Here is an 11702-nt window from a genome sequence, read left to right on the forward strand (position 1 = left end):
CGCGACTGTCACGCAGCCGCGAAGGGCCCAGCCCCCAGGCTCACCGGAACGGGCCGCTCACCTCGAAGGTGATGCCGCCGCTGCTCAGGCCCGAGGTGCCGCGCTGCGAGCTGAAGTACAGCCGCCGCCCGTCCGGGCTGAAGGCCGGCCCGCAGATTTCCGAAGCCGAGTGGCCGTCCAGCTTGATGAACGGCGCCACCACCCGGCTGGGGCCCGGGGTGATGATGCAGATCTCCAGGTTGCCGCCGTCCTCGGCGACGAACAAATCCCCCGAGCGCGACACCGTGACGTTGTCCACGCCCGTCAGCGGCGAGCCGGCATAGAGGTTGTCGTCGTAGATGACCTCCAGCTTCCCGGTGGCCGGCGTGTGGGCCCACACGCGGTTGTCACCCTTGGTGGTGAAGTAGATGACGCCGCTGTCGTGCCAGCAGCCCTCTCCGCCGTTGAACACCGTCGTCGCGGACGCCACGGCCGGCTGGCTCGACGCCGGGCTGGTGGCCGCGCAGTTGACCCACGACAGCGTGGCCGTGCCGGCAATCGGGTCTCCCGTCACCTTCGCCGCCTGCAGCGTGCCCGCCGTCAGCGACGGCCACGCGGACGGGGTGAAGCGGTAGAAGCGCCCGCTGCCGCTGTCCTCCGTGAGGTACAGCCGCTGGCCCGCCGGGTCCACCGCGACGGCCTCGTGCGCGAAGGTGCCCAGCGCCCCGCGCACCACGCCCTGCGACGCCTGCGCCGGGTTGCACTCCCACACCCGGCCGCCGCTGTACTCCTCGCACGACAGCCACGTGCCCCACGGCGTGGGGCCACCCGCGCAGTTGGTGCGCGTGTTGGAGAGGATGCGGTACGCGCCCACCACCGCGCCGCCGCCGTCGAAGCGCACCGCGCTCGCGCCGCCGCCGGAGGACAGCTCGCTGTTGGACGTGTACACCCAGCCGCCCGTGGCCAGCGCGAAGCACGCCCCGCCGTCCGGCGCCGAGTGCCACGTGTAGCCCGTGCTGCCCACCTGCCGCCCCGAGCGCGCGATGATGCGCGACGTGAAGCCCGCGGGCAGCCGCACCCCGTTGGCGTCCGCCGAGCCGGACATGGCCCCATACGGGCTCGGCCCCGGCTGCGCGGGCGCGGCATACGCCGCCTTCCAGAACCCGGGCCCCAATGCCAGCGTCCCTCCACCCAGCGCGGAGAGACGAAGGAAGTCACGACGGTCCAAGCGCATGCATGCTCCTCCAGGGAAGTCTGGAAAAGCACTATTACACAGAATTCACGGACCCGGGGTGACAAGCCCGCAAGGAGCGGCTGACGGGCACGTCGCGACGGGCTACCCGGTGCCGTGGCGTCCCGCGCGGTTCTTGTCCCAGATTGCGTAGAGGATGAGGAGGAAGGCGAAGAGGCGGACCACGTAGATGTAGTGGCGGCGCTCGTCGTCCAGGTCCAGGAGCGCGGCGGCCACCGCGTTGCCCGCCAGCAGCACGAAGGTCAGCGAGAAGAAGCCGAAGAGCCTGTCCCGCGACTGCTTCCAGAAGCGCAGGAAGAACAGCGCGCAGGCCAGCCACGCCATCGCCGTCGCACCGTTGAGCATGGACTTCAGCAGCATGGCGAGAACCTCAGGAGGCGTCCCAGACGAGGCCGTAGAGCAGGATGATGGCGCTGGACATGGTGGCGAGGATGCGCACCAGGTACAGGTCAATCGAGGTGGGCAGCAGCACCAGGTCCACGAAGAGCAGCACGTTGCTGACGGCCAGCCCCGCGAAGCACAGCCCGCTCCACAGGAGCAGCCGGGACTGGGTGCGCTTCCACGCGCGCAGGAGCAGCACCGCGCAGGCCACCGCCGTCAACGCACAGAGGATGTAGACCGCCTCAGCCATTGCCGCCGTCCTTGTCCTTCTTGAACACGAAGGCCTCAGCGAAGCCCCGCACCTTGTCCAGCGGCCGCGAGAAGATGAAGGTGATGACACTCACCCGCTTGGCGCCGTACGCGACGGCCAGCTCCGCCACCGCCTGCACGTCGTCCGAGTCAGAGGGATTGAAGCGGTAGGCCGGAGCCGTGGCCCCATCGCTCGACAGCAGCCCGTGGGAGGCGAGGTCCGCCAGCCGCAAGGCCGCGGAGGTTTCTGTGATTCGCAGCTCCAGGCTCACCGCCGGCGCCGTCCACTCCCGTTCCGCGCGCGACCGAAGCAGGAGGAGGACCTCCAGCTTCTCCAGGGAGTCGATATGCGTCGTGATGAAGCGCTGGACCCGCGGGGAAAGTCCGGCATCGCTCACCCCCCCACCTTGCCCATGTTATTTGGGGCGTCAACCATTTCCCTCACGGCGGTGTTCGCCGTGGCGGGCCCCTGGCACCTCCGCCTGGCTGGTGTCCTCGGTGGGAGGTGAGCCGTCCTCCCGTCCCTGACCGGGACGCTCGGTGGAAATGCGCGGCAGGCTCCTCAAGCCCTCGACGAGCCGGTTGAGGTGGTGGGCATCGCGTCCCAGGGCCTCCAGTTCCGAGGTGTGCTCGGCCACGGGGATGGGTGCCTCACGGCCGGCCGCGGCACGCAGCGCCTCCTGGAGCCGCTCGCGCAGCGAGGACAGCGGCGGCCCCAGCTCCAGGCCCGCGTGCTCCAGCGCGGCGCCCGTCTCGCGCAGCGCGCCCTGGGTATGGCGCAGCGCCGTGACGTCCAGCAGCGCCAGCAGCACCGTCTCCGGGCGGCCGTGCATCTGCGGCAGCCGCTCGCTGAAGGCCAGCGCCGCCCCGCGCTGCCCGCCCAGCTCCCACTCCACCGACACCCCCTGGAGCAGCTCGCCCCGTGCCGCGCGGCTCAGCGGCAGGGCCTCGTCGGGGAGCGCCTGCCCGTCCGGGCCGAGGAAGACGGCGTCGGCATGGAGGGCCCGCGCCTCCCGGTATGCCAGGCACCCGCCCGCCAGTCCCTGCGCGGCCCGGTTGGCCAGCAGCGTGCGCCCGCTGCCCGGCTCCACCAGCGCCAGCGGCGTGGGCAGCGCGGCCAGCACCGCCTCCAGCCAGCGATGCTGGTTGCGGTTGGCCTCCATCTCCTTGCGCAAGAGCTCCTCGCGCACGCGGCCCCGCTCGGCCTCCGCGCGCCGCTGCACCTCCGCCAGCTCGCGCTCGTGCTCGCGCTGCTGGGCCTCGCGCAGCGCCTCCGCCTGCCGCCGCACCAGCTCCGTCTTGCGGAACAGGTCCACGAAGATGCCCACCTTGGAGCGGAGGATTTCCGGCTCGTAGGGCTTGAGGAGGTAGTCCACCGCGCCCACCGCGTAGCCGCGCAGCTCCGGCATCGTCCCGCGCGACAGGGCGGTGAGGAAGAGGATGGGCGTGTTGCGGCTTCGCTCCCGCTCGCGGATGAGCTGGGCCGTCTCGAAGCCGTCCATCTCCGGCATCACCACGTCCAGGAGGACGACGGCGAAGTCCTGGGTGAGCAGGTGCCGCAGCGCCTCGCGGCCGCTGCGCGCGCTGACCAGCCGCTGCCCCAGGGGCGCCAGGGTGGCCTCCAGCGCCAGCAGCCCCTCGGCCTGGTCATCCACCAGCAGGATTGAGACGGGCTCCGCCGACACCGCCGGCAGGCGCTCACGCGTGGGCGTGGCGCTCACGGCAGCACCTTGGCGCGCGGCATGGACACCAGCCGCGAAAGCCAGGCCCCCACGGTGCCCTGGGACAGGCGCTCGACGTCGCCCTCCGGGCCCTCGCCCCCTTCCCAGTCCTCGCCGACGATGGCCACGCGGCCGCCACGCGCCTGGAGCGCGCCCAGCCCCGCCGGGCCGTCCTCGTGGCCGGTGAAGAGCAGCCCCGCGGCGCGGGCGCCGTAGCTGTCCGCGGCGGACTCGAAGAGGGCGTCCAGGCCGGGCCGCTGCCCGTGCTCGGGCGGCTCCACGGACAGGGCCACGCAGCCCTTGTCCACCAGCAGGTGGTAGCCCGCGGGTGCCAGGTACACGTGGCCGGGCACCAGGTCGTCCTTGTCGTCCGGCTCCACCACCGGCAGCGCGCAGCGGCGCCCCAGCGGCGCGACGAGCGCGTCATGCGGCCCGCGGTGCAGCGCCACCACTACCGGCAGCGGCAGCTCGCGCGGCAGCAGCGTCAGCATGGACTCCAGGTCCGCCGCCGCGGCGCGCGGCGCACCCACCACCAGCACGCCCACGTGGCTCATGACACCCTCCGGAAGATGCGGCCGCTGCCGTCCAGCTCCTCGTACGCCGCGGCGTGCGGCGTGCGCGCCAGCGACTCCTTGCGCCCCAGGCACAGGAAGCCGAAGCGGGCGAGGCTCTCGTAGAGGCGGCCGTGCACGCGGTTGTGCAGCGTGCGGTTGAAGGTCAGCAGCGTGTCCCGGCACACGATGACGTGGAACTCGTTGAACGAGCCGTCGGTGGCCAGGTTGTGCTGGGTGAAGAAGATGCCGTCGCGCAGCTTCGGCTGGAGCAGCGCCCAGTTGCCGTCGCGGGTGTAGTAGTCGGTGAGCACGCCCTTGCCCCCGGCTTCCGTGTAGCGGCGCGCGTCCGCCTCGGTGGGCAGCGGCAGCACGCCGGTGCGTGCGTCCGCCAGCAGCCCCTCGCTGGAGTCGGACGCGTACAGCCGGCACCGCCCCCACAGCCCCTCCTCTTGAAGGAGGATGGCCAGGGCATAGGTGTCCTCGCCGGTGCCGCAGCCCGCGTGCCACACGCGCACGGACGGCCAGGTGCGCAGCACCGGCACCACCCGCGCGCGGAAGTCCCGGAAGAAGGCCGGGTCCGAGAAGAGCGACGGCGGCGTGCAGGACAGCGTGCGCAAGAGCCCCTCCAGCGCCTCGCCGTCGTGCAGCACGCGGGCCTGGAGGGCGGAGAACGTCTCCAGCCGCTCCTCGCGCAGGTGCCGCCGCAGCCGCCGCAAGAGCAGCGGCCGGGCATGGCTGCGCAAATCGAAGCCCCACTGCCGGGCCACGCCCTCCAGGAGCAGGTCCACCTCGATGGACTCCAGCTCCGCGCTGGACGTGCCCGCGCTCACCCGGAGACCTCCGTGCGCGGCCCCTTGCCCGCCACGCCGCGCGGCGCATGCAGCCAGACGCGCAGCAGGCTGAGCAGCTTCTCGATGTCCACCGGCTTGGTGATGTAGTCGGACGCGCCCGCCTCCAGGCACTTCTCCCGGTCGCCCTTCATCGCCTTGGCGGTGAGGGCGAGAATCGGCAGGTGGCTGACGCGCTCCATGCGGCGGATGGCGCGCATGGCCTGGTAGCCGTCCATCTCCGGCATCATCACGTCCATCAGCACCAGCTCGATGTCGGTGTCCTTGTCCAGCAGCGTCAGCCCCTCGCGCGCGCTCTCCGCGAAGGCCACCTTCATGCCGTAGCGCTCCAGCACGGTGTTGAGGGCGAAGATGTTGCGCACGTCGTCGTCCACCACCAGCACCTTGCGGCCCACCAGCAGGGGGTCTCGCTCGCGCGCCTTCTCCAGCATGCGGCGCTTGGGCTCGGTGAGCTGCGCGGGCGAGCGGTGGAGGAACAGGCTCGTCTCCTCCAGCAGCCGCTCCGGGCTCTGCGCGTCCTTGACGACGATGGCCTCCGCCACCCGCCGCAGCTCCGTCTCCTGGGCGCGCGTCAAGTCCCGGCCCGTGTAGACGATGACGGGCGGGCCGCCCGCGCCGTGCTGGTCGCGGATGCGGCGGATGAGCTCCGTGCCGGCCATGTCCGGCAAGCCCAGGTCCAACACCATGCAGTCGAAGGTGCGCTCCGCCAGGGCGGCCAGCGCGTCCGCCGCGGTGCCCACCGCCGCCATCTGCACGTCCTCGCTGCCCAGCAGCTCCACCAGCGTCTGCCGGTGGATGGGGTCATCCTCGACGATGAGCAGGCTGCGGCCCTTGCGGTCCACGAAGGAGCGCAGCGACTCCAGCGCGGCCAGCGCGGCTTCCGGGTCCGCTGCGGCCTGCAGGTGGCCGATGGCGCCCAGGTTGAGCGAGCGCTCACGGTGGTCGTCCGCGGACACCGTGTACACCGGCAGCGCGCGGGTGGCCGCGTCGTGCTTCAGCCTGTCCAGCACCACCCAGCCCGCCATCTCCGGCAGGTCCAGGTCCACCGCCACGGCGGCCGGGCGCGCGTTGCGCACGGCGTCCAGCGCGCCTTCGACCTCCGTGGAGACGAGCACCTTGAAGCCGGTGCCCTGCGCGGCGGCGCGCAGCCGCGCGGCGTGGTCCGCCACGTGCGTCACCGCCAGCAGCACCCGGTCTCCGGGCTGGATGGAGCCCCGGTCGTCGTCGATGTCCATCCGCGCCAGCGGCGCCACCCCGGGCTCCTCCACCGCCACCGGAACGACGGTGGTCAGCGGGCTGAGCTCTCGCGGCTTCGGCTCCACCGCCGGGCGCTCCGTCACGAAGTCCAGCGGCAGGTAGAGGGTGAAGATGCTGCCCTTGTTCACCTCGCTCTCCAGCCGGATTTCGCCGCCCAGCAGGCGCGCGATTTCGCGGCTGATGGACAGCCCCAGGCCGGTGCCACCGTACTTGCGCGCGGTGGAGCCGTCCGCCTGCTGGAACGCCTCGAAGATGATTTGATGCTTGTCCTTGGGGATGCCGATGCCGGTATCCACCACGGTGAAGGCGACCACTGCCGGCGCGCCGGAGAGCACCGGGTGGTCCGCCGACCAGCCGCTCTTCGCCATGCCGATGCGCAGCGCCACCGAGCCGGACTCGGTGAACTTGAAGGCGTTGGAGAGGAGGTTCTTGAGCACCTGCTGCAGGCGCTTGGCGTCCGTCTCCATCTCGCCGGGCAGCGCGTCCGCCAGGCCGATGTTGAACTCCAGCCCCTTCTTGTCCGCCACCTGGCGGAAGGTGCGGTCCACGAACTCGCGCAGGTCGGTGAAGCGCAGCGGCCCCACGTCCACGGCCATGGTGCCGGACTCAATCTTGGACAGGTCGAGGATGTCGTTGATGAGCTCGAGCAGGTCCGCGCCGGAGGCGTGGATGGTCTTCGCGAACTCCACCTGCCGCGACGTGAGGTTGCCCTCCACGTTGTCGCTGAGCGTCTGGCTGAGGATGAGCAGCGAGTTGAGCGGCGTGCGCAGCTCGTGGCTCATGTTGGCCAGGAACTCGGACTTGTACTTGGAGGTGAGGCTGAGCTGCTCGGCCTTCTCCTCCAGGGCGCGCTTGGCCTGCTCGACCTCGCCGTTCTTCCGCTCGACCTCCGACTTCTGCTCGGACAGCAGCTTCGCCTTGTCCTGCAGCTCCTCGTTGGTGGTGCGCAGCTCCTCCTGCTGGCGCTTGAGCAGCTCCTCGGACTGCTGGAGCGACGTGGCCTGCTGCTCCAGCCGCTTGTTCGTCTCCGTGAGCTCCTCCTGCTGCTTGCGGAGCTCGTCGGTGAGCGCCTGCGACTGCTTCAGCAGGGCCTCCGTGCGCATGTTGGCGGCAATCGTGTTGAGCACGATGCCGATGGACTCCGTGAGCTGCTCCAGGAAGCCCAGGTGCACCTCGCTGAAGCGGTGGAAGGAGGCCAGCTCGATGACGGCCTTCACCTCGCCCTCGAAGAGCACCGGCAGCACCACGATGTTGCGCGGCACCTCCTCGCCCAGCCCGGAGGAGATGCGGATGTACGTGTCCGGCACGTCCGACAGGAGGATGGGCTCCTTCTCCAGGGCGCACTGCCCCACCAGCCCCTCGCCGTACTTGAAGGTGTTGGCCAGCCCCTTGCGCTGCCGGTACGCGTACGACGCCAGCAGCTTCAGGGCCTGCTCCCCGCCGTCCGCGCGCTCGGAGATGTAGAAGACGCCGTGCTGCGCATCCACCAGCGGCGCCAGCTCCGACAGGATGACCTTGGACACCGTGAGCAAATCCCGCTGCCCCTGGAGGACGCGGGTGAACTTGGCCAGGTTCGTCTTGAGCCAGTCCTGCTCCGTGTTCTTCCGCGTGGTGTCCTTCAGGTTGCGGATCATCTCGTTGATGTTGTCCTTCAGGGCGGCCACTTCGCCCTGCGCGGACACGGTGATGAACCGCGTGAGGTCACCCTTCGTCACGGCGGTGGCCACCTCGGCGATGGCGCGCACCTGCGTGGTGAGGTTGGCGGCGAGCTGGTTCACGTTGTCCGTGAGGTCGCGCCAGATGCCGGCCGTGCCGGGCACGCGGGCCTGACCGCCCAGCTTCCCCTCGATTCCCACCTCGCGGGCCACCGTGGTCACCTGGTCGGCGAACACCGCCAGGGTGTCAATCATGCCGTTGATGGTGTCCGCGAGCTGCGCGATTTCGCCCTTCGCATCCACCACCAGCTTGCGCTTCAGGTCGCCGTTGGCCACCGCCGTCACCACCTTGGCGATGCCGCGCACCTGGGTGGTGAGGTTGGAGGCCATGGAGTTCACGTTGTCCGTGAGGTCCTTCCACGTGCCGGCCACGCCCTTCACTTCCGCCTGGCCACCCAGCTTTCCTTCCGTGCCGACCTCGCGGGCGACGCGCGTCACCTCGGAGGCGAAGGACGACAGCTGGTCCACCATCGTGTTGATGGTGTTCTTCAGCTCCAGGATTTCGCCCTGCACGTCCACGGTGATCTTCTTCGACAGGTCACCGCGCGCCACGGCCGTCGTCACCTCGGCGATGTTGCGCACCTGCGACGTCAGGTTGGACGCCATGGAGTTCACGTTGTCCGTGAGGTCCTTCCACGTCCCGGCAACGCCCTTCACGACAGCCTGACCACCCAGCTTTCCTTCCGTGCCCACCTCGCGGGCCACGCGCGTCACTTCCGAGGCGAACGAGTTCAGCTGGTCCACCATCGTGTTGATGGTGTTCTTCAGCTCGAGAATCTCACCGCGCACGTCCACGGTGATCTTCTTCGACAGGTCACCGTTGGCGACGGCCGTCGTCACCTCCGCGATGTTGCGCACCTGCGCGGTGAGGTTGGAGGCCATGCTGTTCACGTTGTCGGTGAGGTCCTTCCACGTCCCGCCGACACCGCGCACAATCGCCTGACCGCCCAGCTTTCCTTCCGTACCCACCTCGCGGGCGACGCGCGTCACCTCGGAGGCGAACGAGTTGAGCTGGTCCACCATCGTGTTGATGGTGTTCTTCAGCTCGAGGATTTCACCGCGCACGTCCACGGTGATCTTCTTGGACAGGTCGCCGCGGGCCACCGCCATCGTCACCTCGGCGATGTTGCGCACCTGGGACGTGAGGTTGGACGCCATGCTGTTCACGTTGTCCGTGAGGTCCTTCCACGTCCCACCGACGCCGCGAACGATGGCCTGACCACCGAGCTTCCCCTCCGTACCCACTTCCTTCGCGACGCGCGTCACCTCGGAGGCGAACGACGACAGCTGGTCCACCATGGTGTTGATGGTGTTCTTCAGCTCCAGCACCTCGCCCTTGGCGTCGACGGTAATCTTCTTGGATAGGTCGCCCTTCGCGACGGCCGTCGTGACCTCCGCGATGTTGCGCACCTGCGCCGTCAGGTTGGAGGCCATGGAGTTCACGTTGTCCGTGAGGTCCTTCCACGTGCCGGCCACACCCTTCACGACGGCCTGACCACCCAGCTTGCCTTCCGTGCCCACCTCGCGGGCGACGCGCGTCACCTCGGAGGCGAAGGACGACAGCTGGTCCACCATCGTGTTGATGGTGTTCTTCAGCTCCAGGATTTCGCCCTGCACGTCCACGGTGATCTTCTTGGACAGGTCACCATTCGCGACGGCGGTGGTCACCTCGGCGATGTTGCGCACCTGCGCCGTGAGGTTGGACGCCATGCTGTTCACGTTGTCCGTGAGGTCCTTCCACACGCCGGCCACACCCTTCACGTCGGCCTGGCCGCCCAGCTTTCCGTCGGTACCGACCTCCTTGGCGACGCGGGTCACCTCGGAGGCAAAGGCGCGCAGCTGGTCCACCATCGTGTTGATGGTGTTCTTCAGCTCCAGCACCTCTCCCTTCACGTCCACGGTGATCTTCTTCGACAGGTCACCGTTGGCGACGGCGGTGGTCACCTCCGCGATGTTGCGCACCTGCGAGGTGAGGTTGGAGGCCATGGAGTTCACGTTGTCCGTGAGGTCCTTCCACGTGCCACCCACGCCCTTCACGACGGCCTGACCACCCAGCTTCCCTTCCGTGCCCACCTCGCGGGCCACGCGCGTCACCTCCGAGGCGAACGAGTTCAGCTGGTCCACCATCGTGTTGATGGTGTTCTTCAGCTCGAGGATTTCACCGCGCACGTCCACGGTGATCTTCTTCGACAGGTCGCCATTGGCGACGGCCGTGGTCACCTCGGCAATGTTGCGCACCTGGGCGGTGAGGTTGGAGGCCATGGAGTTCACGTTGTCCGTGAGGTCCTTCCACGTGCCACCCACGCCCTTCACCATCGCCTGACCGCCGAGCTTCCCCTCCGTACCGACCTCGCGAGCGACGCGCGTCACCTCCGAGGCGAACGAGTTCAGCTGGTCCACCATCGTGTTGATGGTGTTCTTCAACTCCAGCACCTCGCCCTTGGCATCGACGGTGATCTTCTTGGACAGGTCACCGTTCGCGACGGCGGTCGTCACCTCGGCGATGTTGCGCACCTGGGCGGTGAGGTTGGAGGCCATGGAGTTCACGTTGTCCGTGAGGTCCTTCCACGTGCCGCCCACGCCCTTCACCATGGCCTGGCCGCCCAGCTTGCCTTCGGTACCCACCTCGCGGGCCACGCGCGTCACTTCCGAGGCGAAGGACGACAGCTGATCCACCATCGTGTTGATGGTGTTCTTCAGCTCGAGGATTTCGCCGCGCACGTCGACGGTGATCTTCTTCGACAGGTCGCCCCTGGCCACGGCCGTGGTGACCTCGGCGATGCTGCGCACCTGCGCCGTGAGGTTGGAGGCCATGGAGTTCACGTTGTCCGTGAGGTCCTTCCATGTGCCGGCCACGCCCTTCACCTTGGCCTGACCGCCCAGCTTTCCGTCGGTGCCCACCTCGCGGGCCACGCGCGTCACCTCGGAGGCGAACGCGCCGAGCTGCTCCACCATCCCGTTCACCAGGCGGGCGGTGCGGAGGAACTCACCCTTGAGGGGGCGGCCGTCCACCTCGAGCGCCATCGTCTGCGACAGGTCGCCCTTGGCCACGGCGCCGATGACGCGGCCCATCTCCGTGGTGGGCTGCACCAGGTCAGCCACCAGCGTGTTCACCGACTCCACGCAGTCCGCCCAGGAGCCCAGCGCGCCCGCCACGTTGCCGCGCTGGGTGATGCGGCCCTCCTTGCCGACCACCGTGCCGATGCGCTCGAACTCGCGCGCCATGCGCTCGCTCAGCTCGATGATTTCGTTGAGCGTGTCGGCCACCTTGCCGGCGCTGCCCACCTTGTCCACCGGCATGCGCATGGAGAAGTCGCCCTTGCGCACGGCGGTGAGCACCCGCAGCAGCTGCCGGGAGTCCAGGGTGCTGGAGTCGTCCTCGTCACCCGCCCGAGGCGGAGGCAGAGGCGGCACCACCGCGTTCGGGCGGCGGGCGGATACCTTCTTGGTGGTCATCTATGAGCCCCTGGTCGGTCCGGGAACGGCGCGGCTTGAGACTGCCGCAGCACGGGAATTTCTCAGCGAGGGCCAGTTGTCCCGCAATCTCGCGACCTTGGGCCAGCCCCCCGGGCAGGCATGGCTGGTCAGCAGCCGACAGTGACGCCATCCACTGTCAGGCAGCGGACAAGGACCCACACCCTGCGTGTGGAGCCTGTCGCACATGCGCCCAGTGCCCCGGGAAATCCCGCATGGCGGGGCAAGGGGGGAGTCCGCTACATCGTCCGTCCAAGGACAATCGACCGGCT

Annotated in this window: 8 protein-coding genes; all 8 read right to left on the reverse strand. The window is 69.4% G+C overall.

Translation table 11 applies throughout. From position 1 onward, the window contains the following. Nucleotides 1–40: 40 nt before the first annotated feature. Entirely contained in the window at nucleotides 41–1213 is a 1173-nt protein-coding gene (locus tag LXT23_RS02115) for an alkaline phosphatase PhoX (RefSeq protein ID WP_253978362.1), read from the reverse strand. A gap of 102 nt (nucleotides 1214–1315) precedes the next feature. After that, nucleotides 1316–1591 (reverse strand): DUF5985 family protein, encoded by a 276-nt coding sequence (locus tag LXT23_RS02120; RefSeq protein ID WP_253978363.1) that lies wholly within the window; start codon nucleotides 1589–1591, stop codon nucleotides 1316–1318. A 10-nt stretch (nucleotides 1592–1601) separates the two neighbouring features. After that, entirely contained in the window at nucleotides 1602–1862 is a 261-nt protein-coding gene (locus tag LXT23_RS02125) for a DUF5985 family protein (protein ID WP_253978364.1), read from the reverse strand. Next, nucleotides 1855–2259: a hypothetical protein gene (locus LXT23_RS02130; RefSeq protein ID WP_253978365.1), complete on the reverse strand. Its 405-nt coding sequence runs from the start codon at nucleotides 2257–2259 to the stop codon at nucleotides 1855–1857. Before LXT23_RS02130 ends, LXT23_RS02125 begins: the two co-directional genes overlap by 8 nt. A 30-nt stretch (nucleotides 2260–2289) precedes the next feature. Beyond that, a complete protein-coding gene (locus tag LXT23_RS02135) occupies nucleotides 2290–3582 on the reverse strand; it encodes a response regulator (protein ID WP_253978366.1) in 1293 nt (430 codons plus the stop codon). After that, nucleotides 3579–4136 carry a chemotaxis protein CheB gene (locus LXT23_RS02140; protein ID WP_253978367.1) on the reverse strand — a complete coding sequence of 186 codons (558 nt, stop codon included), beginning with the start codon at nucleotides 4134–4136 and terminating at the stop codon, nucleotides 3579–3581. Before LXT23_RS02140 ends, LXT23_RS02135 begins: the two co-directional genes overlap by 4 nt. Beyond that, entirely contained in the window at nucleotides 4133–4966 is an 834-nt protein-coding gene (locus LXT23_RS02145; protein ID WP_253978368.1) for a CheR family methyltransferase, read from the reverse strand. The genes LXT23_RS02140 and LXT23_RS02145 overlap by 4 nt, the downstream gene beginning before the upstream one ends. Then, complete coding sequence (locus tag LXT23_RS02150) at nucleotides 4963–11412, reverse strand: HAMP domain-containing protein (RefSeq protein WP_253978369.1); 6450 nt, start codon at nucleotides 11410–11412, stop codon at nucleotides 4963–4965. The genes LXT23_RS02145 and LXT23_RS02150 overlap by 4 nt, the downstream gene beginning before the upstream one ends. Between the last annotated feature and the right edge of the window lie 290 nt (nucleotides 11413–11702).

The organism is Pyxidicoccus xibeiensis (assembly GCF_024198175.1).
Taxonomy (GTDB): Bacteria; Myxococcota; Myxococcia; order Myxococcales; family Myxococcaceae; genus Myxococcus; species Myxococcus xibeiensis.

Coding starts and splice junctions, on each gene's coding strand:
- LXT23_RS02125 (WP_253978364.1), bottom strand. CDS start 1,862: ATGGCTGAGGCGGTCTACATCCTCTGTGCGTTGACGGCGGTGGCCTGC.
- LXT23_RS02120 (WP_253978363.1), bottom strand. CDS start 1,591: ATGCTGCTGAAGTCCATGCTCAACGGTGCGACGGCGATGGCGTGGCTG.
- LXT23_RS02140 (WP_253978367.1), bottom strand. CDS start 4,136: ATGAGCCACGTGGGCGTGCTGGTGGTGGGTGCGCCGCGCGCCGCGGCG.
- LXT23_RS02115 (WP_253978362.1), bottom strand. CDS start 1,213: ATGCGCTTGGACCGTCGTGACTTCCTTCGTCTCTCCGCGCTGGGTGGA.
- LXT23_RS02150 (WP_253978369.1), bottom strand. CDS start 11,412: ATGACCACCAAGAAGGTATCCGCCCGCCGCCCGAACGCGGTGGTGCCG.